This is a genomic window from Xanthomonas cissicola, from assembly GCF_008801575.1.
Taxonomy (GTDB): Bacteria; Pseudomonadota; Gammaproteobacteria; order Xanthomonadales; family Xanthomonadaceae; genus Xanthomonas; species Xanthomonas cissicola.
This window is the reverse complement of the sequence record NZ_VZPL01000065.1, coordinates 1-24,923: the sequence shown is the minus strand read 5'-3', so window position 1 is coordinate 24,923 and position 24,923 is coordinate 1. Positions and strand designations below refer to the sequence as shown.

23 protein-coding genes and 2 pseudogenes are annotated in these 24,923 nt (G+C 65.0%); 10 read left to right on the top strand and 15 right to left on the bottom strand.

All coding sequences use genetic code 11. The annotated features are described in order from the left end of the window. From F7R02_RS20045 to F7R02_RS20020, 6 genes are all read right to left on the bottom strand, one after another. The coding region (locus F7R02_RS20045; protein WP_151210039.1) for a transposase at positions 1 to 187 on the bottom strand (187 nt) is incomplete at its 3' end. Between the two features lie 340 nt (positions 188 to 527). Then, on the bottom strand, positions 528 to 1,091 hold the full coding sequence (gene pcaG / locus F7R02_RS20040) for a protocatechuate 3,4-dioxygenase subunit alpha (protein WP_078518381.1): 564 nt from the start codon (positions 1,089 to 1,091) through the stop codon (positions 528 to 530). 4 nt (positions 1,092 to 1,095) lie between these two features. Beyond that, positions 1,096 to 1,830, bottom strand: a complete 735-nt coding sequence (gene pcaH / locus F7R02_RS20035; RefSeq protein WP_003485674.1) for a protocatechuate 3,4-dioxygenase subunit beta — start codon at positions 1,828 to 1,830, stop codon at positions 1,096 to 1,098. A 79-nt stretch (positions 1,831 to 1,909) separates the two neighbouring features. Beyond that, positions 1,910 to 3,118 (bottom strand): 3-oxoadipyl-CoA thiolase, encoded by a 1,209-nt coding sequence (pcaF, locus tag F7R02_RS20030; protein WP_078591249.1) that lies wholly within the window; start codon positions 3,116 to 3,118, stop codon positions 1,910 to 1,912. Continuing rightward, positions 3,115 to 3,903, bottom strand: coding sequence for a CoA-transferase subunit beta (locus tag F7R02_RS20025; RefSeq protein ID WP_003485671.1), 789 nt, complete (start codon positions 3,901 to 3,903; stop codon positions 3,115 to 3,117). Before F7R02_RS20025 ends, pcaF begins: the two co-directional genes overlap by 4 nt. Beyond that, the gene (locus F7R02_RS20020) at positions 3,900 to 4,763 is read right to left on the bottom strand and encodes a CoA transferase subunit A (RefSeq protein WP_005912762.1); all 864 of its coding nucleotides are present in this window, start codon (positions 4,761 to 4,763) and stop codon (positions 3,900 to 3,902) included. The genes F7R02_RS20025 and F7R02_RS20020 overlap by 4 nt, the downstream gene beginning before the upstream one ends. 252 nt (positions 4,764 to 5,015) lie before the next feature. Here F7R02_RS20020 and F7R02_RS20015 point away from each other — a divergent pair, with 252 nt between their 5' ends. The 6 genes from F7R02_RS20015 (at position 5,016) to glpK (ending at position 12,871) form a co-directional block, all read left to right on the top strand. Next, positions 5,016 to 6,092, top strand: a complete 1,077-nt coding sequence (locus tag F7R02_RS20015) for an aromatic ring-hydroxylating dioxygenase subunit alpha (RefSeq protein ID WP_078591250.1) — start codon at positions 5,016 to 5,018, stop codon at positions 6,090 to 6,092. A gap of 100 nt (positions 6,093 to 6,192) precedes the next feature. After that, a complete protein-coding gene (locus F7R02_RS20010; protein WP_039577799.1) occupies positions 6,193 to 7,176 on the top strand; it encodes a PDR/VanB family oxidoreductase in 984 nt (327 codons plus the stop codon). Positions 7,177 to 7,670: 494 nt separating this feature from the next. Beyond that, positions 7,671 to 8,498 (top strand): DeoR/GlpR family DNA-binding transcription regulator, encoded by an 828-nt coding sequence (locus tag F7R02_RS20000; protein WP_003485664.1) that lies wholly within the window; start codon positions 7,671 to 7,673, stop codon positions 8,496 to 8,498. Positions 8,499 to 8,721: 223 nt separating this feature from the next. Continuing rightward, on the top strand, positions 8,722 to 10,236 hold the full coding sequence (gene glpD / locus F7R02_RS19995; protein WP_078591251.1) for a glycerol-3-phosphate dehydrogenase: 1,515 nt from the start codon (positions 8,722 to 8,724) through the stop codon (positions 10,234 to 10,236). Between the two features lie 173 nt (positions 10,237 to 10,409). Further along, positions 10,410 to 11,231, top strand: a complete 822-nt coding sequence (locus tag F7R02_RS19990) for an MIP/aquaporin family protein (protein ID WP_078591252.1) — start codon at positions 10,410 to 10,412, stop codon at positions 11,229 to 11,231. Between the two features lie 140 nt (positions 11,232 to 11,371). Continuing rightward, a complete protein-coding gene (gene glpK, locus F7R02_RS19985; RefSeq protein ID WP_078591257.1) occupies positions 11,372 to 12,871 on the top strand; it encodes a glycerol kinase GlpK in 1,500 nt (499 codons plus the stop codon). A 111-nt stretch (positions 12,872 to 12,982) separates the two neighbouring features. Here glpK and F7R02_RS19980 read toward each other — a convergent pair whose 3' ends face one another. Then, a complete protein-coding gene (locus F7R02_RS19980; RefSeq protein WP_005912773.1) occupies positions 12,983 to 13,495 on the bottom strand; it encodes a nuclear transport factor 2 family protein in 513 nt (170 codons plus the stop codon). 153 nt (positions 13,496 to 13,648) lie between these two features. Here F7R02_RS19980 and F7R02_RS19975 point away from each other — a divergent pair, with 153 nt between their 5' ends. Next, positions 13,649 to 13,873, top strand: coding sequence for a hypothetical protein (locus tag F7R02_RS19975; protein WP_131453031.1), 225 nt, complete (start codon positions 13,649 to 13,651; stop codon positions 13,871 to 13,873). Between the two features lie 73 nt (positions 13,874 to 13,946). Here F7R02_RS19975 and pobA read toward each other — a convergent pair whose 3' ends face one another. Further along, the gene (pobA, locus tag F7R02_RS19970; protein WP_078591253.1) at positions 13,947 to 15,131 is read right to left on the bottom strand and encodes a 4-hydroxybenzoate 3-monooxygenase; all 1,185 of its coding nucleotides are present in this window, start codon (positions 15,129 to 15,131) and stop codon (positions 13,947 to 13,949) included. A 96-nt stretch (positions 15,132 to 15,227) separates the two neighbouring features. On the opposite strand from pobA, the gene F7R02_RS19965 reads away from it, so the two are divergent. Next, complete coding sequence (locus tag F7R02_RS19965; protein WP_003485653.1) at positions 15,228 to 16,115, top strand: helix-turn-helix domain-containing protein; 888 nt, start codon at positions 15,228 to 15,230, stop codon at positions 16,113 to 16,115. Between the two features lie 349 nt (positions 16,116 to 16,464). Here F7R02_RS19965 and F7R02_RS19960 read toward each other — a convergent pair whose 3' ends face one another. From F7R02_RS19960 to F7R02_RS19930, 6 genes are all read right to left on the bottom strand, one after another. Then, positions 16,465 to 17,946: a benzaldehyde dehydrogenase gene (locus F7R02_RS19960; protein ID WP_078591254.1), complete on the bottom strand. Its 1,482-nt coding sequence runs from the start codon at positions 17,944 to 17,946 to the stop codon at positions 16,465 to 16,467. Between the two features lie 32 nt (positions 17,947 to 17,978). Continuing rightward, positions 17,979 to 18,746 (bottom strand): coniferyl-alcohol dehydrogenase, encoded by a 768-nt coding sequence (locus F7R02_RS19955; protein ID WP_005912778.1) that lies wholly within the window; start codon positions 18,744 to 18,746, stop codon positions 17,979 to 17,981. A 33-nt stretch (positions 18,747 to 18,779) separates the two neighbouring features. Next, the gene (locus F7R02_RS19950; RefSeq protein ID WP_078591255.1) at positions 18,780 to 19,772 is read right to left on the bottom strand and encodes a SphA family protein; all 993 of its coding nucleotides are present in this window, start codon (positions 19,770 to 19,772) and stop codon (positions 18,780 to 18,782) included. A 167-nt stretch (positions 19,773 to 19,939) separates the two neighbouring features. After that, positions 19,940 to 20,470, bottom strand: coding sequence for a MarR family winged helix-turn-helix transcriptional regulator (locus tag F7R02_RS19945; protein WP_015462784.1), 531 nt, complete (start codon positions 20,468 to 20,470; stop codon positions 19,940 to 19,942). Between the two features lie 442 nt (positions 20,471 to 20,912). Further along, positions 20,913 to 22,172, bottom strand: coding sequence for an HD-GYP domain-containing protein (locus F7R02_RS19935; RefSeq protein ID WP_005912784.1), 1,260 nt, complete (start codon positions 22,170 to 22,172; stop codon positions 20,913 to 20,915). Positions 22,173 to 22,321: 149 nt separating this feature from the next. Next, on the bottom strand, positions 22,322 to 23,632 hold the full coding sequence (locus tag F7R02_RS19930) for an MFS transporter (protein ID WP_078591256.1): 1,311 nt from the start codon (positions 23,630 to 23,632) through the stop codon (positions 22,322 to 22,324). 241 nt (positions 23,633 to 23,873) lie between these two features. On the opposite strand from F7R02_RS19930, the pseudogene F7R02_RS19925 reads away from it, so the two are divergent. Together F7R02_RS19925 and F7R02_RS19920 are read left to right on the top strand one after the other, a co-directional pair. Then, positions 23,874 to 24,100, top strand: a pseudogene (locus tag F7R02_RS19925) (hypothetical protein). Further along, positions 24,097 to 24,642: a gamma carbonic anhydrase family protein gene (locus F7R02_RS19920; RefSeq protein WP_003485643.1), complete on the top strand. Its 546-nt coding sequence runs from the start codon at positions 24,097 to 24,099 to the stop codon at positions 24,640 to 24,642. The pseudogene F7R02_RS19925 and the gene F7R02_RS19920 overlap by 4 nt, the downstream one beginning before the upstream one ends. Positions 24,643 to 24,817: 175 nt before the next feature. On the opposite strand, the pseudogene F7R02_RS19910 reads toward F7R02_RS19920, so the two are convergent. Continuing rightward, positions 24,818 to 24,923: pseudogene (locus F7R02_RS19910) on the bottom strand (IS5/IS1182 family transposase); the annotation flags it as partial.

Below are 24,923 nucleotides of genomic sequence, written 5' to 3'. Positions count from 1 at the left end.
AACGGTTCATGCGTGTGTAGACCGTATGCCAGTTGCCAAAGCGCTTGGGTAGGCCGCGCCATTTGCAGCCATGCTCGGCAACGTAAAGGATGGCGTTGACCACTTGCAGGTTGGTCATGCTGACATTGCCGCGCTGCGCCGGCAGGCAGTGTTCGATCAGAGAAAATTGTGCTGGCGTGATCTCCATGCCCAATAGTTTAATCGCTCGGGCCATTAGTGTTAACAGGCCCTAGACTAAAGGGCAATGCATGCGGCGCGCCTGGCACTGCCGGGGTGATGTGGATGAGGTCACGCGTGCTTGCGGTGCATGCACGCGAGTGCGCGTGTTCGCTTGCCTGCCACGAGCGCTGTTCTTGATATGTGTGCGTGAGCTGCACGGCGCATTGCTTGCCGCCGGAGACACCTTGGCGGTTTGCGGCAGTCGGCGCTTGTGCGGCGGCGCCTCTGGCGCTGTTGACGCCGCAGCGCGCCGGCAGCATGCAGCGCTGTCCCCGCACGCATACGGCGTTTCAACGTCGGCATGCGGATCAATAGCGAAAGAACACCGTTTCCGCGTCGCCCTGCATGTGGATGTCCCACACATAGGCACCGCCTGGATGCGGCTGGGCCAGCAAGGTGGCGCGCCGCTCGGCCGGCACCAGCGCCAGGATCGGGTCGCTGCCCAGCTGCGGGTCGTCGGCGAAATACAGCCGCGTCGACACCCCGCGCAACAGGCCGCGCATGAAGACCAGCACCGTCAGATGCGCCGCCTGCTGCTTGCCGTCCGGGCCCGCCACCCTGCCCGGCTTGATGGTGCTGAAGGAAAAACGCCCGCGCGCATCGGTGGGCACCCGACCCCACCCGTCGAAGCTGGGGTCGTGCGCCTCGCAGCGACCGTCGGCCGCATGCGCATAGATGCCGCTAGCGTCGGCTTGCCACACTTCCAGCACCGCATCGGCCACCGGCGCGCCGGCGCCATCGACGATGCGACCGCTGATCTGCACATGCGTGCCCGCGGCGTGCGCAGGTGCGATCTGCTGGCGATACAGCGCCTCCAACCCGAGCCGGTAGTACGGGCCGACGGTTTGCGACGGCGTTGCATGCAGGCTCATCGTGTCACTCCCAGACCGTTTGCTTGCGACCGCGCAAGACGATGTCGAAGCGATACGCCAAGGCGTATTCGCTGACCGCATTTTCCCAGTCGAAACTGGACACCATGCGCTCGCGCGCCAGCGCATCGTCGACACAGTTGAAGATGGGGTCGTGCGCCAGCAGCGGGTCGCCGGGGAAATACATCTGGGTGACCAGCCGCTGCCCGATGCCATCGCCGTGCAACGAAAAATGGATGTGCGCTGGCCGCCAGGCGTTGTAGTGATTGCGCCACGGATACGCGCCGGGCTTGATGGTCTTGAAACTGTAGCGGCCGCGCTCATCGGTCAGCACCTGGCCGGTGCCGCGGAAGTTCGGGTCCAGCGGTGCATCGTGCTGATCGCCAGCGTGCTGGTAGCGACCAGCCGCGTTGCATTGCCACACTTCTACCACGCTGTTGCGGACCGGCCTGCCGTTTTCGTCGAGCACGCGGCCGGAGACGATGATGCGCTCACCCAGCGGCGCGCCGCCAAACCCTGCAGTGAGATCGGCCGCGTGCGCGCCCAGCGTGAGCCGATCCAGCCGCGGGCCGGTGACTTCCGACAACGTGACCGGCAAGTCGATCGGATCACGCGTGGGCCCGCGCAGCGTGGTGGAGGCGTATGCCGGATGCAGGTACGCCGGCTGCGTACCGGGCAGGCTGCGGCGATAACCGAGCAGCGGGTCGGCGATGGCAGGTTGGTCGGTGGTGGGATCGCGCATCTTGAAATCTCCGTCGGCAGCAAGACGACTAGAACGACATAGGTGCGAGGGAAGGACGAGGGAGGTTGCAACAGCAGGTTCACAGGCGCTCGATCGCCAGCGCCACGCCCTGCCCTACCCCGATGCACATGCTGGCCAGCCCGAATCGCCCGTTGCCCGCCTCCAGCTGCCGCAGCAAGGTCAGCGCCAGCCGCGCGCCGCTCATGCCGAGCGGATGCCCGAGCGCAATGGCGCCACCGTTGGCATTGACGTGTGCGGCATCGTCGGCCAGGCCGAATGCGCGCGTGCAGGCCAGCGCCTGCGCAGCGAAGGCTTCATTGAGTTCGATCGCGTCGAACTGCGCGATGCGCAGGTGCAAGCGCGCCATCAGGCGCTGGGCGGCCGGCACCGGGCCGATGCCCATGTACGCCGGCTCCACGCCCGCCGAGGCGAACCCCAATACCCGCGCGCGCGGCGTCAGCCGATGGGTCTGCACGGCCTGCGCAGAGGCCAGCAGCAAGGCGGCGGCGCCATCGTTGAGACCGGAGGCGTTGCCGGCCGTGACGGTGCCGGGCTGGCGGAACACCGGCTTGAGCTTGGCCAGCATCTCGGCGGTGGTATTAGGCCGCGGCGCTTCGTCGTGTTCGACGGTGGAGGCATCGCCGCCCTTGCGCCCGGCCACGGCCACCGGGGCGATTTCCGCATCGAAGAAACCGGCTGCCTGCGCCGCCGCCACGCGTTGCTGGCTGCGCAGTGCGAACGCGTCCTGGTCCTCGCGCGCGATGGCGTACCGCTGCGCCACGTTTTCTGCCGTCTCACCCATCAATTCGGTGCCATAGACGGCCTGCAGGCGCGGATTGATGAAGCGCCAGCCCATGGTGGTGTCTTCCAGTTGCTGGGTGCGGGCGAAGGCGCTGTCGGCCTTGCCCAGCACCCACGGCGCGCGCGACATCGATTCGACCCCACCGGCAATGGCAAGATCCAGTTCGCCGGCACGAATGCTGCGCGCCACCGTGCCGATCGCGTCCAACCCGGAGCCGCACAGACGATTGAGCGTGCTGCCCGGCACCGAAGGCGGCAAGCCGGCCAGCAACAGGCTCATACGCGCGACATTGCGATTGTCTTCGCCGGCCTGGTTGGCGCAGCCCAGGTATACATCGTCGATTGCAGCTGGCTCCAGCTGCGATTGCCGCGCCAGCAATGCGGCGATCGGCACTGCGCCCAGGTCGTCGGCGCGTACGCTGGACAAGGCGCCAGCGTAACGGCCGATCGGCGTGCGAATGCCATCGATCAGATAGACCTCATTCATGCCTGGGCTCCCGTTGCCTGGGCACCATGCGCTGCATCGGTGCGTGCCTGCAGCGCGCGCAAGGCGTCCAGCTCGGCGGCACGGGGCGGCGTGGTGTGTGCAAGGTCGGCGGCGAACCGGATCGGCCACCCGGTCGCCGCGCTGACCTGCTCGCGCGTGGTGCCAGGGTGCAGCGAGGTGACGGTGAGTTCGCGGGTCACGGGATCGGGCTCCATCACGCACAGGTCGGTGACGACCACGGTGGGACCGGCGCCGGGGAGGCCGGCGCGCGCGCGCGCATCGCCACCGTCCAGATGCCCGACCGTGGTGATGAAGTCCAACCTCGAAACGAAGCTGCGTTCGGACTGGCGCATGATGATGAACACCTGCCTGGCGCTGGCCGCAATCTCCGGCGCGCCACCGGCGCCGGGCAAGCGCGTTTTCGGCGCATCGTAGGAGCCAATCACGGTGGTATTGAGGTTGGCGTGCCGATCGATCTGCGCCGCGCCCAGAAAGCCCACATCCACGCGCCCGCCTTGCAGCCAGTAGCGGAAGATCTCTGGCGTGGAGACGACGGTGTCGGCAGTTTCTGCCAGCTCGCCGTCGCCGATGGATAATGGCAATACCTGCGGGCGCGCACCGATCGGGCCGGATTCGTAGATCAAGGTGACGTCGGGCGCATGCGTAAGCCGTGCCAGATTCGCGGCAGTGGACGGCAAGCCTATACCGACGAAACACACCGCGCCGTCTGGCAAGCGACGCGCGGCGGCTACCGTCATCATCTCGTTGGTGCTGTAGGCGCTCATGCGGCCACCTGCTGCTGCGACTGCGCATACACGCGCTGAAAACCGGCGAAATCGTCGGTGTCGAGAATATGCGCCTGGATCCAGGCATCGAAGCGTGCACGGTCGCGCGCGATCGCATCCCAGGCCAGATAGAAGCGATTGTCGCGCGCGTAATAGCCATGCGCATACGAGGGCGCCGCGCCACCGGGAACAACGCACACCGCATCGACGACCCAGCGCGGCAGGATGCAGGCATTGGGCGGCGCGTCGAGGCTGTCGACGATCTCTTCCACCGTCACGATCACCTTGCGCGCTGCCAATGCGGCTTCCTTCTGCACGCCCAGAATACCCCAGAGCAATACGTTGCCGCGGCGGTCGGCCCGCTGGGCGTGGATCACGGTGACATCGGGATTGACTGCCGGCGTGGTGGCCAGCGTTTGGCCGGTATACGGGCACTGCAGGAACTTGATGCTGTCGTTGACGCGCGGCAGATCCGAGCCGACATACCCACGCAGCACTGCAAACGGCAGCCCCGACGCACCGGCCACATAGGCATTGGCCATATCGGCGTGGCTGTGTTCGCGAATCTGCAGCGGCTGCGGCCAGGCGTGTTCCACCGCATCGCGCAGCCGGTGCAACGAACCGACGCCGGGATTGCCGCCCCAGGAAAACCGCAGCGCCGCAGCGCAACCGGCGCCGATCAACTGGTCGTAGATCAGGTCGGGAGTCATGCGCACCAGGCGCAGCGCGCGCTTGCGCTGGCGAATGACCTCGTGCCCGGCCGCATGCGGAATCAGGTGGGTGAAGCCTTCCATCGCCACACAATCGCCATCGGCGATCAGCTGCGACACCGCATCCGCGAGAGCGACGATTTCGGCCATTGCGTTCCCTTCCAGCACAGCGAGCGTGGGGTCACGGTAGGCGCGGCCGGCGAAGCGGTCAATCCGATAATCGGTGATTCAAATCGATATTCGCACAATTTTGGCAGGTGCGTAACGCTCTCACATTGTCTCCGGTGTATACATAACTTCGCTCGCAAGCAGACGCCAGCGTTGCGATTGCGCGCCAACTAGCTCCAGGCCGGCGCAAGCCGCGTCGCATCCAGGTTGCCTACACACCCAGGAGTCACGGTCATGTCGCAGTCCAAGCCGCTGTTTCCCCTCAACGCGTGGTACGCCGTTGCCTGGGACCATGAGATCAAGCACGTGCTCAGCCCGCGCAAGCTCTGCAACCTGGACGTGGTGGTCTACCGCACCACCGCCGGTGCGGTGGTCGCGCTCGAAGACGCGTGCTGGCATAGGCTGGTGCCCTTATCGATGGGCAAGCTGCGCGGCGACGATGTGGTGTGCGGCTATCACGGGCTGGTCTACAACACACAGGGGCGCTGCGTGCACATGCCCTCGCAGGACACCATCAATCCCTCGGCCTGCGTGCGCAGCTTCCCGGTTGCCGAAAAGCACCGCTACGTGTGGATCTGGCCGGGCGACCCGGCCAAGGCCGATACGCGCCTGATTCCCGATCTGCACTGGTCGCACGACCCGGCCTGGGCCGGCGACGGCCACACCATCCATGCCAAGTGCGACTACCGGCTGGTGCTGGACAACCTGATGGACCTGACCCACGAGACCTTCGTGCACGGCTCCAGCATCGGGCAGGACGAGGTGGCCGAAGCGCCGTTCGATGTGGTGCATGGCGATCGCAGCGTCGTCGTGTCGCGCTGGATGCGCAATATCGACCCGCCACCGTTCTGGGCCAGCCAAATCGCCCGCCATCTGGACTACCGCGGCAAGGTCGATCGCTGGCAGATCATCCGTTTCGAGGCGCCCTCCACCATCGCCATCGATGTGGGCGTGGCCATCACCGGCACCGGTGCGCCAGAAGGCGATCGCAGCCAGGGCGTCAACGGCTACGTGCTCAACACCATCACTCCCGAGACCGACACCACCTGCCATTACTTCTGGGCGTTCATGCGCAACTACGCGTTGCACGACCAGTCGCTGACCACGCTCACCCGCGCAGGTGTGACAGGAGTATTCGGCGAAGACGAAGCGGTGCTGGAAGCGCAACAACGCGCCATCGACGCGCACCCGGATCACACCTTCTACAACCTCAACGTCGATGCCGGCGGCATGTGGGCGCGGCGTGTGATCGACCGCCTGATCGCGCAGGAACAACGCGCGCAGGACCTGTCGCTGCGCATGGTGGGCTGAGCACTTCGCGTGCGGCCAGCCATGTCATCGATCACGGCGACGCATTGCAGCGCCGTCACAGCTGGCGCCTGCCGGCAGACCTCATTGCCTGGAGCCCTTCATGCGTAAAGACACCCAGTGGCATCGCGCCCGCGTCGTCAGCATTGCCGATGCCTGCCCGGGCGTGCGCGAAATCGTGCTCGATCCCGGCAGCGCCGCGCGCAGCTTCGAGGTGGGCAGCCATGTGGATTTCCGTGTGCAGTTGCATGGTCGCGACGATATGCGCTCGTATTCGTTGGTGGGCGAACCGCGCGCCGATGGCTACTACCAGATCGCAGTGCGGCAGATGCCCGACAGCCGCGGCGGCTCGTTGCATATGTGGACGCTTGCGCCGGGCGATGTGGTGGAGATGTCGCCGCCCAGCAACAACTTCGCGCTGGATGAAAGCGGCGAGGAAATCCTGCTGATCGCCGGCGGTATCGGCATTACACCCATCATCGGCATGGCGCAGCGGCTGGCGCGTCGCCATCGCGCGTTTCGTCTGCTGTACGCCGGCCGCTCGCGCAGCGCGATGGCGTATGTCGACACGCTGGAAGCACTGCTGGGCGAACGTTTGCAATTGCAATGCGATGACAGCGCCGGCCCGCCGGATCTGGCTGCCGAACTGGCGCGCCTGTCGCCCAATGCCGAGGTGTATGTGTGCGGGCCGCTAGGCATGCTTGAAGCGGTGCGCCAGCACTGGCACGCCGCCGGCCGGCCGCGTGCGCGCCTGCACTTCGAAACCTTCGGCAATAGCGGGCGGGTGCCTGCGCAGGCGTTCGTGGTGAAGTTGCCGGGGCTGGGCCTGGAAGTGCCGGTAGCTGAAAACGAATCGATGCTGGACGCATTGGCCGATGCCGGGGTGGAGCTGATCGCCGAGTGTCGCCGTGGCGAATGCGGCCTGTGTGCAGTGGAGGTGCTGGACAGCTCCGCCGATATCGATCACCGCGACGTGTTCCTCAGCGACGAGCAGCGCCGGGAGAATCGCAAGCTCTGTGCCTGCGTGTCGCGTGCGGTAGGCGGCAGCATCAGCATCGACACCGGTTATCGCAGCGAGCTGGGCTGAGTCCGCATCCGGCCGGATGCACTCGTCGGGGCGACGGCGCGGCGGATGTCTGGACCCGGCATGTGCGGCTCCTACACTACCGCTGCGGCGTGCCGATCTTCAATCGCCTGCATGGGTGAGCACGGCGGCGCTGAATCCCAGATCCCGCCCGTTCGTAGGAGCGCACCCGGGCGCGATGAAGCGTTACCGGTAAATCCCATCGCGCCCTGGGGCGCTCCACGGTATCCGGTTGCTCCGGCGCGAGCTGCAGGCGCCCCCGTCGGCCTCTGGCTGACGGCGTGTCGTTGCGCATGGCTTGCCATGCGGTGATTGGCGCTCTCCCCGGGCGCAGACGGCCGGCAGCGATCTCTCTGCGCGCTTGCCGAGCCTACGCCGTACGCGGCCCAGGCGCGCAGGCTCGATCGCGGCAGGCGGCGCTGTGTCAGGCCGGTGCTCGCCATCGGGCGGTCACCGCTGGCGGCACGCACGCGCGCGTGTTTTGCATCCTCACGCGCATGCGCGATCATCTGCGCATGGAGTCGACTCACTACAGGACTGTCCCGGCGCCGGCCTTGAACCCGCGTCAGGAGCAATTGGTGGCGCTGGTGCGGCAGCAGGGCTTTGCCGAGGTCGAAGGTTTGGCCACACGCTTCGAGGTGACGCCGCAGACCATCCGCCGCGATCTGACCTTGCTCTGCGATGCCGGCGTGCTGCGCCGCTATCACGGCGGCGTCAGCATGCCCTCCAGCGTGGAGAATCTGGCCTACACCGCACGCAAGGCACTGCAGGCCCGCGAAAAGCAGCACATCGCCGCACGTGTCGCGCGCTTCATTCCCGACGATGCCTCGCTGTTCATCAACCTGGGCACCACCAACGAAGAAGTCGCACGCGCGTTGCTGCAGCACCGCGGACTCCGGGTGATCACCAACAACCTCAACGTGGCGGTGATGCTCAGCGCCAACCCCAGCTTCGAGGTGATCGTGGCCGGTGGCGTGGTGCGCGGGCGCGACCAGGGGGTGACCGGCGAGGCGACGGTGGAGCTGATCCGCCAGTTCAAGGTGGACTTCGGGGTGATCGGCATTTCCGGTATCGATCTGGACGGCACCCTGCTGGATTTCGATTACCAGGAAGTGCGCGTGGCGCAGGCCATCATCGAACACTCGCGACACGTGCTGCTGGCCGCCGATCACAGCAAGTTCGGTCGCAACGCCATGGTGCGGCTGGGCGCCATCGCGCAGGTGCACGACTGGTTTACCGACCGGCCGCCGCCGCAGGAGTTGGCGAGCGTGCTGGCCGAGGCCGGCACCCGGGTGCACCTGGCAGACGCGGACGGAACCGATTGAGGCCCATGTTCGTTTTTGAGCGTTTTTACGTGTCAGCTGCCAAAAGCCACTGTGCCTGATAGGTCCGCTATATATAAACCTGCTTTCCCATAGCCGATCTGCGTGGCGACCGCTGTTGGCACAGGCCACGGACATCTTCACGTCTCCGCAAGGTTCGATGTTCGAATATGTTCGAACATGACAACTTGGGTTCGCTCATCGGCGCACCCTGACGGAGGCACCGATGGGCGAGATGTACGATCTTCTGATAATCGGCGGCGGCATCAACGGGGTGGGCATTGCCCGTGATGCGGCCGGGCGCGGTCTGTCGGTGTGCCTGTGCGAGCAGGACGACCTGGCTGCGCACACCAGCAGCGCCAGTACCAAACTCATTCACGGCGGCCTGCGCTACCTGGAGCAGTACGAATTCGCCTTGGTCGGCAAAGCACTGGCCGAGCGCGAAGTGTTGCTGCGGCTGGCCCCGCACATCATCTGGCCGTTGCGCTTCCTGCTGCCCCACCAACCGCACCTGCGCCCGGCATGGATGATCCGCGCCGGGCTGTTCCTGTACGACCATCTGGGCGGCAGCAAGCGCAGCCTGCCGCGCTCGCGCCGGCTGTCGCTGCGGACGCACCCGGTCGGTGCGCCGCTGCAGGAGTCGCTGCGCACCGGCTTCGTGTATTCGGATGCGTGGGTGCAGGACGCGCGACTGGTGGTGCTCAACGCGATGGACGCCGCCAGGCGCGGTGCCAAGATCCACACCCGCACGCGCTGTGTCGGTGCCTGGCGCGATGCGGGCTTCTGGTATGCCGAGCTCGAAGACCGCCAGGGCCGCCGCCGCACCGTGCAGGCGCGTGCGCTCGCCAATGCGGCCGGCCCGTGGGCGGTGTCGTTCCTGGACACCGTGGCCTCGGTGCCGCACGAACATGCATTGCGGCTGGTCAAGGGCAGCCACATCGTGGTGCCCAAGTTGTTCGATCACGACCATGCGTACATCTTCCAGCAACCGGACCGGCGCATCGTGTTCGCCATCCCCTACGAGCACGACTTCACCTTGATCGGCACCACCGACGTGGACTACGAAGCCGACCCCGCCGCGCCGAAGATCGATGCGGCCGAAGTGCAATACCTGTGCGATGCGGTGAACCTGTATTTCCAGCAGCAGATCTCCCCCGCCGATGTGGTGTGGAATTACAGCGGCGTGCGGCCATTGCTGGACGATGCCGAAGACAACGCAGCCGAAGTGACCCGCGATTACCAGCTGGAAGTGGTCACCGAGGGCGCGCCGTTGCTCAACGTGTTCGGCGGCAAGCTGACCACCTATCGCAAGCTCGCCGAAGAGGCAGTGGACCGGCTTACCCACGCGCTGGGCGCACGCAAGCCTGCGTGGACCGCGCGTGGCGAGGCATTACCAGGCGGCGAGCAGCGCGATATCGCCAGCCTGCTGGAACGCGTCGGCCGCGCGCGCCCCTGGCTACCGGCAGCGACCGCGCAGCGGCTGGTGCGCAACTATGGCACCTGCGCCGAACACCTGCTTGGCGATGCGCAGAGCCTGGCCGATCTGGGCACGCACTTCGGCGCGGACCTGTATCAGGCCGAGGTGGATTACCTGCGCCAACACGAATGGGCGGCGGCGGCCGACGATATCCTGTGGCGGCGCAGCAAGCTCGGCCTGCGGATTGATGCGGCCGGACGGCAGCGCCTGGAAGACTATCTGCAGACGCAGTCGATCCGGCAACGCGACGTCGTTTCTGCTTGAACACACCGCGTTGCCGGCGAGGACGGGTCGCCCGGCAGCGTATTCCGGCGCTTCAGCCAGCATCACCTGAGTCACGTGGAGGCACCCCAGATGAGCATCACCAACCACCGCTGCGCGCGAGCAAGCGCGCTGCACGCTGTTATCCGCATCATTGACCTTGCGGGCATGCACGCATGAGCCGGCAACTCGTGGGTGAGTTGATCTCCGAAGCGGTCGCAATGTTCATCATCATCGCGCTCGGCGATTCGGTGGCGGCGATGTACATCCTGTACGACCCCAGCCCCTATCAAAACGCCTATTGGGGCGTGTGTATCGCCTGGGGCTTGGCGGTGACGCTGGCGATCTACGTCACGGGCTCGGTGTCCGGCACCCACGCCAATCCGGCGGTCACGCTGGCGCTGGCGCTGTTCCGCGGCTTTTCCTGGAAGAAGGTGCTCCCCTACTGGGTTGCCCAGGTCATCGGCGCGTTCCTGGGCGCAGCCACCGTCTATCAGCTGTATGGGCCGGTAATCGATCACTTCAACCAGCTGCATCAACTCACGCGTGAGGCTGGTGGCGCGGCGGGCGTGTTCTTCACCGCACCGGGGCTGGCGGTGACGCCGATGCATGCGCTGGTCGATCAGATCATCATCACGGCGTTCCTGATCTTCGGCATCTTCGCCATCACCGAGCAGTTCAACGAGGCCGCACCGACTGCCAACTCCGGCGCGTTGATGATCGGCTTGTTGGTCGCCACGCTGGGCGCGTCGATGGGCTATCTGGAAGCCTGGGCGATGAACCCGGCACGCGATTTCGGACCGCGCCTGTTCGCGTACTTCGCCGGTTGGGGCGAGGCCGCCTTGCCGGCCAAGGACAATTATTGGTGGATCCCGATCGTTGGCCCGTTGATCGGTGGTCCGATCGGCGCGCTGGCTTACCAGTGGCTGATCCTGCCGTTCCTGCCGGCGCGGGTGCGCCATCTGCAGGGCGGGCCCAAGCCGCTCGATCCGCTGTGATGGTGCTGCGCCAAGCCAACAATCACTCTGAAAGTGGGTGAGGTCACCTGTGGCCAGCCCCTATTGGCCACGCGTCGTCACCCGCCTGCACCGACCTTTCTCGCCGTGCGCCACCGCCGGCATTGTTCGAGGAATCTTCGATGGAAAAGCAGTACGTCCTTGCGATCGATCAAGGCACCACCAGCTCACGCGCGATGTTGTTCGACCGCCAGGGCAAGGTGGCCGGCGTGGCGCAGCGCGAATTCGGCCAGATCTTCCCGCAGCCGGGCTGGGTGGAACACAACCCGCGCGAGATCATGACCAGCGTCTATACCACCATCACCGAGCTGCTCAACAACGCGCAGATCGATGCGCGCGCGATCGCCGGGATCGGTATCACCAACCAGCGAGAAACCGCAGTGGTGTGGGACAAGGCCACCGGCCAGCCGATCTACAACGCCATCGTGTGGCAATCGCGGCAGACCAAGGACATCTGCGCCCAGCTCAAGGAAGCCGGGCATGAGCAGATGGTGCGCGACAAGACCGGTTTGCTGATCGATGCATACTTTTCCGGTACCAAGGTCAAGTGGATTCTCGACCATGTCGAAGGCGCGCGCGAACGCGCGCAGAAAGGCGAACTGGCGTTCGGCACCATTGACAGCTGGCTGATCTGGAATCTCACCGGCGGCAAGGTACACGTCACCGACTACACCAATGCCTCGCGCACCATGATGTTCAACATCCACACGCTTCAGTGGGATGCTGAACTGCTGGCGATGTTGGACGTCACCGCGCAGATGCTGCCGGAAGTGCGTTCGTCCAGCGAGGTGTATGGCATGACCCAGACTCAGTATTTTTACGGCGAACAGGTACCCATCGCTGGCATCGCCGGCGACCAGCAGGCCGCGTTGTTCGGCCAGGCCTGTTTCGAGCCGGGCATGGCGAAAAACACCTACGGCACCGGCTGTTTCATGCTGATGAACACCGGCGACAAGGCGGTGGCATCCAAGGCTGGCTTGTTGACCACGATTGCCTGGGGCATCGACGGCAAGGTCGAATACGCATTGGAAGGCGCGATCTTCGTTGCCGGCTCGGTGGTGCAGTGGCTGCGCGACGGCTTGCGCATGCTGGGCAAGGCCAGCGACTCGCAGGCCTACGCCGAGCGTGCCGGCGACAACGATGGCGTGTACATCGTGCCGGCCTTCGTTGGCCTGGGCGCGCCGTACTGGCGCAGCGACATTCGCGGCGCCGTGTTCGGGTTGACGCGTGGCACCACCAAGGAACACTTCGTGCGTGCGGCAGTCGAATCGATGGCCTACCAGACCCGCGATGTTCTTACCGCAATGCAGAGCGATTCCGGCATCGAACTGAAAGAGCTGCGTGCCGACGGCGGTGCCATCGCCAACGACTTCATGGCGCAGTTCCAGAGCGACATCCTCAATGTGCCAGTACTCCGCCCGGAGGTGGCCGAAACCACTGCACTGGGTGCGGCGTACCTGGCCGGGCTGGCAACCGGGTTCTGGAGCAGCCGCGAAGAAATCGCCAAGCAATGGGCAGTGGATCGCCGCTTCGAACCGGCCATGGCCGACGACAAGCGCCAAGCCCTGTACGCCGGCTGGCAGCAAGCAGTGGAAGCGACGATGGGGTTCCGCATCAGCTGACACTGGTGCCCCGATACGACAGCGCCCACCGTGAGGTGGGCGCTTATATTGATTGACCATACGCATAGAAAACTGCAGGGCTACGCAACGCAGCCTGGTGTGCAGCAGCGGTTACTGGCCGCCGGTGCTGGCACGGCCGGCGATGGTGTCCGGGTCCCAATGTTCCTTGATCAGGCCCTTTTCGATCCGGAACATGTCGAACCAGGTAGTGGTGTAGGTGGTGCCGGGCTTATTGGGGTTGGGCAAGGTGCGCACCGACACCAGGGTGACCAGATCGCCATCGGCCGTGATGGCGACCAGTGGCAGTTGCACCCGCGGCTGCACCGGCGTCGGCTTCACGAATGCGGTCAGGAAGGCGATAAACGCATCGCGCCCATTGGCCACGTTCGGATTGTGCTGGATGTAGTTCTTGTCCATGTACATCGGCGCGTACTGCACCTGACCAGCTTCGAACACGGTGCGCCAGAAATCGTAGACCAACCGCTTGTTTGCAGTTTCATACCAGGTGCTGCCGAGCAGCATCTTCTGATGATTGGGATTGGCCGTCACCGCAGTCTGCGCGAACGCAGCCATTGGCGCGACCAGCATGACCAGCAACAAGGTACGGGAGAGCAACTTCTTCATGGAGTACTCCTGGGTGGAGAGTGGCATTGCGCTCAGCGGGGATGCCGGCAACGTGTCCGTTGAGCGGGGGAAGACGCGCGCGTGCGCACAGCCGCATTAACGCGTCATCGCCACCCTACCGGTGCCGTTCACCGGCCCGCTAGCCGCCTGGAGATGCACCTGGATACTTGTGCAACAGTTGGTGAGAAAAACATCACCCCAGTGGGGGCCGCCAGCGTACTGCCGCACTGTGCGCGGGACGGACCGGATGTTGCGGTCGAGCGGGCGATGACTGCAGTGGAAGCGACGCATGTGCGGCTGACGCGCATCACTCAGGTGGTCTGTGAGGACGCGCTGTTGTGCGCACGCATCGCTTTTATCGAGCTGAGGCGACGTTGAATCCGTATAGAGTCGAGCGCAGTGATGGGGACTCGCTACGTGGCGCTGGTATTACGCAATCACCAATGCCCCATCAATCAGACAGCGCAGCCAACGGGAGACCTGCATAATTTTCCGCCAGCGTCACGCGGCCCGCCTCGCTACCGAGCAGATAGTCCAGCTCCGCTCCGTGCAGCCGCGCGGTGAATGCGTCTTCGTCGTCGAAACGGTGCAACAGCGTGGTCATCCACCACGAGAAACGTTCGGCCTTCCACACCCGCTGCAAGGCCAATGTCGAATACTGTTCCAGCGCACCAGCATCGCCGCTGGCCTTCCAACGCTCGAACAGCTGCGCCAACAAGCCGACATCGCCAAGGGCCAGATTCAGCCCCTTGGCGCCGGTGGGCGGCACGATATGCGCAGCATCGCCGGCCAGGAACAGCCGACCATACTGCATCGGCTCGGCAACGAAACTGCGCAGCGGTGCGATGCTCTTTTCGATCGATGCACCGGTGACCAGTTGCGCCGCCAACGCAGGCGGGAGCCGTGCACGCAACTCGTCCCAGAACGCCTGATCGCTCCAGGCCTCCACCTGTGCGCTGGCTGGCACCTGGATGTAATAGCGCGTACGGGTGGGCGAGCGCATCGAACATAGTGCAAACCCACGCGGGTGGCGTGCGTAGATCAGTTCCTCGTGCACGGGTGGCGTATCGGCCAGCACACCGAGCCAACCGAATGGGTACACGCGCTCGAACAGACGCAGCCGCTCGGCGGGGATGCTGGCACGGCTGATGCCGTGATAACCATCGCAGCCGACGATGTAGTCGCAGTGGAGGCGTTTGCGCTGGCCGTCCTGTGTGAACTCCACGGCGGGCGTCGCGCCTTCCACATCGCACAGGGTCACATCCTGCGCGTTGTAATGCGTGGGCGCCCCGCTGCGTTGGCGCGCGTGCATCAGATCGGCGGTGACCTCGGTCTGCCCGTAGACCGTAACGCCACGTCCGCAGCCGCGCAGCAGATCGATGCGCTCGCGCTGACCGTCGAGGCATAATTCGAAGCCGTGATGCAACAAGCCCTCGCGCTGCAACCGCTCGCCGACGCCGGCCCGCTGCAGCAGTTCCACACTGCCTTGCTCCAATACCCCGGCGCGGATGCGCGCCAGCACATGCTGGGGCGTCTGCCGCTCGATGATGACGCAGTCGATGCCGGCGAGCCGCAACAGTTCGCCCAGCAACAAACCCGATGGTCCGGCGCCGATGATCGCAACCTGCGTTCGCATGCCCTGCTCCTGGCCTGGATGGCGATGCCTGCAGTGTCGGTAGCCAAAGCGCCGCATTGAAGGGATGATTCCGTGCAGTCCTTGGACTTTTCGACGATGGCCACATCCGTTCCCGACACTGCCGCAGTCCCTGCATTCGGCTTGTATGGCGAGCAACACGCCGACGCTGCTGAATTGCTGCATTGGGAGTCGATCGCCGCACGCAGCCGGCTGCACGACTGGCAGATCGTCCCGCATCGACACGAGGATTTAGCGCAGCTGGTCTATGTGCAACGCGGGCCGGCCACGCTGCAGCTGGATGGGCGCACGCAACGCCTGCGCCGCGCCAGCGTGGTGTGGCTTCCGCCGCTCTGCGTGCATGGCTTTGCCTTCGACCCGGCAGTGCGTGGCCACGTCATCACCCTGTGCATGCCGCTGGTCAGGACGGCGCTGAACGCTGCGCCGTTACTGCAACAGGTCATGACCGCGCCAGCAGTTGTGCACGCCCAGCATGCGCGCAAATGGCTGGATGTGTTGTTTGGCAGCATTGCGCAGGACCACGCACGCCGGTCGATCGGCTATGACGTCGCAGCGCAGGCCGCAGCGGCGCAGCTGGTCATCTGGATGGCGCGTACGGCACTGGAGCGCGCCCGGCATGCCGCAGCAATCAGCCCGCACGCGGACCCGGCGCTACGCCATCTGCGCGCTTATCAAGACTTGATCGACCAGCACTATCGCGCCCACTGGCCGATTTCCCGCTATGCCGATCAACTTGGGGTGACGCCCGGTCATCTCAACGCATTGTGCCAGCGCCTGGCTGGCGCCTCCGCATTGCAGCTGCTGCAGCGCAGGATCATGCTGGAAGCACGCCGCACACTGCGTTACACCAGCCTGAGCGTGCAACAGATTGCCGCCAGCCTTGGATTTTTCGACGCTGCCTATTTCAGTCGCTACTTCGCACGGCACGCCGGTTGCTCGCCGACGCGCTTTCGAGTCGGTGAGTAGAAGCGACCAACAGGACGGCTTCACTCAATCGCTGTGCGCGTGGTAGGGGACGATCTGCAGACGTGCTGCAGGGCCCTTGCGCGCCCGCCATCGCAGGACACGCTGCAAATACGTCCCTATAAGCTCCTTGGCGGCATGAATGCCGCCATCGAGCCTCCATGGATGGATTCACGGCGTGTCCCGCGAGCGGTGAGGGCACCACGCGCTCGACTCACCAAGCTTCCGCCTGCATCTAGAAAAACGATGCCAGGCCTACACAGACGACGAAGGCGAATAGGCTCAGCACATACCGTCATCCTGCAAACGATGGAGAGGTAGAGCCAGCCACTCCATCACCAAGCCATTGCGATCAGAACGGATACTGCGGCACTTCGTTCTTGATCGTCAGCCATTGCCAATGCGTGTACTGCTCCCAATCGGCGGGGCCGCCGACGCTGGTGCCGTTGCCCGACGCACCGGTGCCGCCGAATGGATTGACGACCTCGTCGGCCACCGTCTGGTCGTTGATATGCAGCAGGCCGGTGTGCAACTTCTCGCCCAGGGCCAGCGCCCGCGAGACCGCTGCCGACAGAATGCCTGCCGCCAGCCCGTATTCGCCCTGGTTGGCCAACTCGGCAGCTGCATCATCGGTGTCGAACACGGTGATGTTGATCACCGGGCCGAACACTTCTTCGTCGAACGCGCGCATGCCAGGGCGAACGTTGGACAACACGGTTGGCGCATAGAACAGGCCTTCATGGGTGGCGCCGGCCTCCACGACCGCGCCGGCTGCGACGCTATCGTTGACGATGTCGACGACGCGCTGCAGCTGGCGTTGATCGATGATCGGACCCAGTGCCACGGTGCCGCTGACCGGGTCGCCCACCGGTAAATGGCGCGCTTTTTCGGCCAGTTGCTGGGTCAGTGCCTGCGCCACACTGCGGTGCACCAGGACACGCCCGGTCGCCATGCAGATCTGGCCCTGGTGCATGTACGCACCGAACGCGACAGCCGAGGCAGCCTTATCCAGATCCGCGTCGTCAAGCACGATCACCGCGTTGTTGCCACCCAGTTCCAGCGAGACTTTCTTCAGATGGCGTCCGGCGATTTCGCCGATGCGGCGGCCGGCGGCCGTGGAGCCGGTGAACGCAATCATCGGGACATCCGGCGATTCCACCAGCGCCTGGCCAAGCTGCGCATCGCCGTGCAACACGTGCAGCAGACCCTTCGGCAGACCGGCTTGTTCCAGCACCTGCGCGATGATCACGCCACCGGTGTAGGGAGTACGCGGGTCCGGCTTGAGGATCACCGCATTGCCCATCGCCAGCGCCGGCGCCACCGAGCGCAGCGACAGAATCAAGGGAAAATTGAACGGCGAAATCACCCCAATCACGCCCAACGGCAGGCGGCGCGCAAGGCTGAGTTGACCAGCTGATGTCGGCAACATCTGGCCGCTGGCCTGCAACGGCATTGCGGCAGCCTGCTGGTAGAACACCACCGATTCGTCCACCTCGCGCTGCGCCTTGGGCAGGATGCCGCCGGTTTCGCGCGCAATCAGCAACGCGGCTTCGGCACTGCGCGCCTGCATCGCCTGCGCAGCACGATGAAAGACGGCCGCGCGCTCGCGCGGCGGCGTTGCGGACCAGGCACGCTGTGCCTGCTTGGCCTGTGCGATGGCAGCGGCGAGATCGGACAGGTCGGCCTTGCCGACTTCATGCAGCAAGGCGCCGGTTGCCGGCTCGTGGATGGGCAGGCTGCCACCACGACCGGGAACCCAGTCGCCATTGAAGATGCAGCCATGCCATGCGGGCGTGTCGGTCGCAGCGGCTGTTGCGCTGGTAAGAGCATTCATGGTCTAGCCTCCTGCTAAAAAACGTGTGGGGATTACAGCGTTGTGGAAGCCAGCCCGCCATCGATCGGCAGGGTGATGCCGTTGATCCAGCGGGCTGCGTCGGATGCGAGAAACACGATGCCCTCGGCTACTTCATCGGCATACGCCGGGCGGGTCATGCGCTTGGCGTCTGCCTTGACGCGTTCCTCGCCGAGCATGGCAGCAAAATCGCCCAGGATTGGGGTAAACACCGGGCCCGGAGATACGTTGTTCACGCGCACGCCGTGGTCGGCGAACCAGGGCCGCGATTGCAGCAAGGTCCACACGATCAAGGCCTCTTTGAAGTATTGGTAGCAGGTGTCGTGCGCCACCGGATGCGCCGCCAGCCACGCGCTGCCGCTTTCGAAGCTGTCGGTTGCCGCCAGCTGCTTGTGCAGGTCCAGACGCTGCGGCCATTCGGCGCCCAGGATCGAGGCCACATTGATGATGGAACCGCCCGACACGATGCGCGGCAGCAGCCCCTGGGTCAGATGGCGCAAGCCCAGATAGTTCACTCGCGCCACCACATCCAGCGGCGCGGTGCCGGGCACGCCGGCAATATTCGCCAACGCATCGATCTGGTTCGGCAACGCCTTCACCAGGGCATCGATGGACGCCGGGTCGCCAAGATCGGCCTGATGAAAGCCGTGCAGGGTCATCTGCACGGGCGTGCGATCGACCCCGATCACCCTGGCGCCATGAAACCGTGCCAGCCGTGCGACCTCCGCGCCAATGCCCGACGCCACGCCGGTCACCACGATCGTCTTGTTCTGCAAATTCATCGCCATCCTCCAAAGGAGCCAGCCGTGCCGGCGCTAGAACACATGGACATACTCGAAATTGACGTTGTTGCCGGACGCGGCATTCATGACCTCCACCGGTAGATAGACGTTGGCGAACAGGATGTTTTTCGCATCAAAGCGCCACACGCCACCCGGCCCTGCATAGAACGCGCGCTGACGGCTGTCCGGCACGCGCTGGTCGTTGGTGCGGTTGTCGCGGAACTGGGTCAGGTAATAGGCATTGATGCCCAGCCGCAGCTTCGGTGCCACTTCCCAGGAGGTGGCGAAATTGATCCATCCCGCATCGCCTGCCTGACCATTGCGGAAGTCGAAGCCTGGCGGCAAATTCGGACGGCGCTCGCTGCGAAAGTTGTAGATGTAGTTGATGCGTGCGCTGACTTCCCAATTGGGTGTGGGCAGTACCGTGAATGCGTAGCTTGGAATGAGCGACCAATAACCGGAGCTTTGGTTGAGATCGCGATTGCCGTCGTACTTGCCAATCGGTGCCACGGCGTCGAATTCGAACCGCTGCGAGAACACCGGTCGCCCGTTGCGTATCACCGGCGGCATTTGCAGATACGGTCCGAACGTCACATCACCCACGCCGGCGCCATTGTCGCGTAGCGTGGCAATGCTGCTGCGGCCGAAAGAGGCATCCAGATTGACCAGCGGCACCAGCGCAGTGATGCCGAGCGAGCCGCCGAATACCTGATAGGGCGTGACGTAAGCGAACTGGGTCAGCAACACGGTGGAATCGATCCGCGGATTGTCGAACACCGGGATATCGTTGCCACGTGCGTCCTTGATGGCATCCAGCGCGTTGTGCCGCAGATAGGTGACGACCGCCAAGCCGGGCGTGGTGCTGGTAAAGCCATCCAGGAAACTGGTGCCCCCGGTGTTGATGCCATTGGTCAGCGCCGCGCTCTGTGGCGCACTTTGCGCAGGCGCCGCGCCCGCTGCCAGGCCTGCCGCCAGGCAGAGCAACGCGCGCAGCCGCCAGCCTGCTGCCACACCCGCGCCACGCATCACCGATGATCGAATCACTGCAGGGATCTCCAGCGTTGGAAAGGAACAGCGGTGCGTGCCACATCACAAACGTCAGGCAAGCGCGCGCCCCGCGCTACGCACAGCACGTGCAGTGGAAACGTTCGTTGAGAATCGCTGCCGGGCGGCGGGCCGCCGACGGAGGCGGGTTACGGCGTGTCCAGACGGTCCAGACGGTCCAGGGCGCGCAACAACGGGGCTTCGCTGGAACCGAGTACGGCACTGAGTTGCTGTTCCATGCGCAGTACTTCGGCCTCGGCGGCGGCCAGGAGCGCGGCACCGGCCGCGGTGAGCGAAAGGTGCTGCATGCGCCGGTCCTGCCGACCACGCACCTGCCGCAGCAAGCGACGCTTGACCAGCCTGGCCACCACGATCGCCAGATTCGGCGGCGACACGTGCAGCACATCGCCGATCTGGCGCTGGTTGATGCCCGGGTTGCCATCCACCAGCATCAGCAGCGAGAAGTCGACCGGCTTGAGGTCGAACGCGGCCACGCACTCCTGGAACATCCGCCGCACCATCAATTCGGTGCGGGTGATGCGATACCCCAGCAACCGCAGCAGCCGCGCCTGATCCACCGTGGTGACGGCATCGGGCAAGGGCGTAGCAAGGGCGGTGACGGGCATGGCGGTTCTCGCGACGAAGGCAGCGGGCGGACCGGTACGCGCAAAGCGCCGCATCCGCAACGCCGATCCACGGCGTGCATCGCATTGTAGACGCCACCGGGCCCGCCGATGTGGACAGGCACGCTGCTGATGCGCGCGCCGTGGGCATGTCAGCCCCGACGCCCTGCCACGCACGCAGCTTGCAGCGGCGGGCCAGCGCTGCGGCTGATGGGGGGCGGTGGTGATCCGGGCAAGGCTGAGACATGATTCCGGTCGGCAAGTGATTGCGTTCCATAATAGTTATTGATCATAACTACCTTGCCAAGCTGCAGCGCAGCATGGTCGCGTTCGCTAGCAGGAGCGCCCGCGGGCTTAGCGGCCGCGGGCGCGGCCAGGACCGCAAGCGCATCGCATGGGCTGGGCGCTACCTGTGCAGGTGGTGTCACGGTGATCGGCGCGCATGACGCACCGCGCGCATTGCAGCGAAGGCCATCGGCTCAACGCCTGTGCAGCCCGCTCAGGGCAGCCAGAGCTTTTCCAGATCGCGGAAGCCCCATTCGGCAGGACTTTCCATCTGCGCAATGCGGTCATGGCAGTCCGGACGCGACAGGTCGATGTCCTGCACCAACACGTGGCTGCGCAGCTTGGCCGAATAGAACACGCGCACCCTGGGCTTGAGCAGTGCATCGGGCGTCTGTTCGATGACCACCGCAAGTTTTTGCGACTCCAGCCGCACCAGCGAGCCGACCGGATAAATCCCCAGCCGGCGCACGAAGGCCTGGAACACCACCGGATCGAAATGGCCCTTCCAGGACGCCATTTGCTTGAGCGATTCGGCCGGATCCCAACCGCGTTTGTAAGGCCGGTCCGAACTGATGGCATCGTAGACATCGCAGACCGCGCCCATCCGCGACATCAACGAAATATTCTCGCCCACCAATTGATTCGGGTAGCCGCTGCCATCCATCTTTTCGTGGTGATGCAACGCGATTTCCAGCACCACCGCGTTCTGCACGCCGCCGGCCACCAGCAGCCGATGCCCATCCAGCGGATGCTTGCGCATGACCTCCATCTCTTCGTTGGTGAGCCGGCCGGGCTTGTTCAGAATTTCCAACGGTGTCACCGCCTTGCCCATGTCGTGCAGCAGGCCGCCCATCGCCGCTTCCACCACCTGCGATTCGGGCAGGCCGAGCTGGCGCGCCAAACCGCTCATCAGCCCGGCCACGGCCATCGAATGCAGATAGGTGTAGTCGTCGGCGGTCTTGAGCCGCGCCACGCTGATCAAGGCCTGCGGATGCCGGAGCACCGAGTCGTTGATGGCTTCCACCAGCGGCATGGCCGCTTCTGTGTCGACGGTGCGCCCCAGCCGCACATCGCGGAACATCGCCTCGACCATGTCGCGGCCGTCTTCGAAGATGCGCCGCGCGCGCACCACCTCCGCTTCGATGCCGACCTGGGCGGTCACGCTGTTGGTGCGCACGCTACGGGACGTGGCAGCAGGCTCCGGCGGTTCGGGCGCTGCCGGAGCCGGGGCAGGCGCCGGGCTCGGCGGCACGCCCGGTTCGGCGGACGCGCCAGAGGTGATGGGCGCCTCCACATCGAGCCCGCGCGCGGTGTCGATTACCAGCTGCTCGATGCGGCTGTCATGGATCTTCTCCACATCGTCGGAATCGACCAGAAACGATGTCTTCCAGAACGGATGGTGCACCCAAGCGCCCAGCAGCTTGTAGACATACATGCCGGGGCGGAGTTGATCTGAGTCGATGGTTCTGAGCATGCCGGCGCTGGTCTGCACAATGTCCAGGGAAAGCCCGCCACGACTTGGCGGTCTGCGGTGTTATCGGCACACAGCACGATTTCGTTGGCGCGCGACCGGATCGACGGAAGGCCTGGAGGTGACGCCGGACGCGGCTGTGGGCGGGCCGCTCAGCGGTTCGGCAGCCGCATCCCCAGCACGGCGACGACGGCGAACAGCAACGGCACGCTGCAGGCCAGATACAACATGGCCGGCGACCATCCGGCGTCCAGCAACGTCCCGGCACAGAACGGCGACAAGATCGCACCGAAGCGCCCCACCCCGATCGCCCAGCCCAGCGCAGTCGAGCGCACCGCAGCGTTGAAGACGATCGGCACAATGGCGTACATGCCGCCCACCGCAGCGAACATCGCTGCCCCGGTGAGCAAGGCGACGGCGAGCGCCCAGCTCAACTGCGTACTGCACAGGCCGGAGGCCAGCATCGCCAGGCCCATCAGCAACAGGGATCCGACCGTCAGGCGCGACAGCCGCACGCACGATGCCAACCCACTGAACAGCAAGCCGCCGCAGATGCCTCCAAGATTCAACAGCACCCCGCCCGTGACGCCCTCCGTGGCCGACGAGCCAGCGGTCACCAGCAGCTTCGGCGTCCAGCTGATCACGAAGTAAAACGCAAACATCAGCGAGAAAAAGCCAAGCGCGATCAGCAGCGTGTGCCGCCGCATGGCAACGTCAAACAGGGCCGAATAGCCTTGTGGCTGCGTGGCAGACTGCGGCGGTAGCGGCGGCAATGCGTCGTGCGGCGGCAGCCCCATCCGGGCCAGCACGGCGTTGAAGCGCGCGAGGGCATCGGGTGGCCGGCGCATGATCAGGAACTCCAGCGACTCGGGCAGGAATGCAAGCACCAACGGCACACACAGCAACGATGCCACCGCCCCGAGGACGAACACCGCGGGCCACGACCATTGCTGCATCAACAGTTCGGCAATCATGCCACCCAGCGTGGCACCGACCGGGTAGCCGGTCACCTGCAGCACGATGGCAGTGTTGCGCCAACGGGGGCTGGAAAACTCCCCTGCCGTGACCGCAACGCAGGCCAACATACCGCCGATCCCCAGACCGGTCAGGAGCCGCAGCGCCCCGAGCTGCCATGCAGTGCTGGCCAGTGCGGACATGCCCATGCCGATGGTCAGGATCGCCAGACATGCCAGCGTCAGCGCGCGACGGCCGATGCGGTCTGCCAACGGCGCCAACCCCAGTGCGCCAAGCGCCATGCCGATCAGGCCCGCGCTGAACAGCATGCCCAGCAGCTTACCCGACAGCTGCCAATCCGCCGACACGTGCGGTGCGGTGAACGCCATCGCCATCACATCGAAGCCGTCGAGCATCGTCAGCAACACGCACACCGCCACGGCCCTCCACTGAAACGGTGTCATGCGCTCCAGCACGAAGTGCCCAAACGATGCAGTGTGCTGACGCATTGGCATGCCCTGTAGTGCGAGAAAGGATAGGCCCGAAGGCGCTGCAGTCGCGTTGAACGGCGCAGTGTGCAAGGCCGGCTGCGCGGCGGGGCAGCGATGCGTGCAATCACCGATGCGCAGTCGGTCGCGACCGACTGCACACGCTAGCCGATTGCACACCCGGTTCAAGACGAATGACCGCAGCGCTGTGCGCTTATCGGAAATGCGCCAACGCGCTTGGCCAGCGCTGCGATGTCCTCCGATGCATCGCGTGACGTGCTGTCCGCGGCTTTTGGAATATCCGCCGGCACGACACAATCCATTGGACGTTGCCCCACCCGGCCACGTCTGCCAATGACCTCACACGTATTGCATCCGGGTGTTCGTTGCTTCAGCGCATTGCCGCTGCCGCAGCGGCAACCGCAGCGCAGGTATCATCCGCAGCGTGTCCGCAGTGGGCGGCACGCTGACCTGACGGAGATGCCGTGACACCGATTCGCTCCTTCCTGGACCACACCCCGCAGCTGGGTGCCCGCGTTTACGTCGATCCTGCCTGCACCATCATCGGCAAGGTGAGCCTGGGCGATGACGTCTCGGTCTGGCCGGGCACCGTGATTCGCGGGGACGTCAATCATGTGCAGATCGGCGCGCGCACCAACGTGCAGGACGGCACCATCATTCACGTCAGCCACCACAGCCCGTTCAACAAGGCCGGCTACCCCACCGTAATCGGCGAGGACGTCACCGTCGGCCACGGCACCATCCTGCATGCCTGCACCATCGAAGACCTGTGCCTGATCGGCATGGGCGCCTGCGTGCTCGATGGCGCCACCGTCAGGCGCTATGGCTTCGTCGGTGCCGGTGCGGTGGTCGGCCCGGGCAAGGTGGTCGGCGAAGCCGAGTTGTGGCTGGGCAATCCTGCACGTTTGGCGCGCACGCTCAGCGACAAGGAAATCGAAAGCCTGCATTACTCCGCGCAACATTACGTGCGGCTCAAGGACCAATACCTGGGCGCCTCACCCGCCAGCTGAGCCGCCGCGCGGGCAGCGTGCCTGGCGCGGGCGCGACGATAGCGAGGATGCGCGCGGCTAGGGAAGGTCTGAATAACGAGGCCTGAGAGTGCGGGATGTCGCGTCGTTCCGAAGAGTGGCGTTTGAATCTTTGGAATTTCGCCATTTCTGGCGCTTTCCGTGGGAATTTCCTGGTTTACAGGCGCACGCTCCCCATAGCCGGCAGCAACTGCTTTCGCTTCATCCACAGATTGGAGAGCGCAAACAAGGTCAGCACGTGTGCGGTGTTTTTGGCCAGGCCG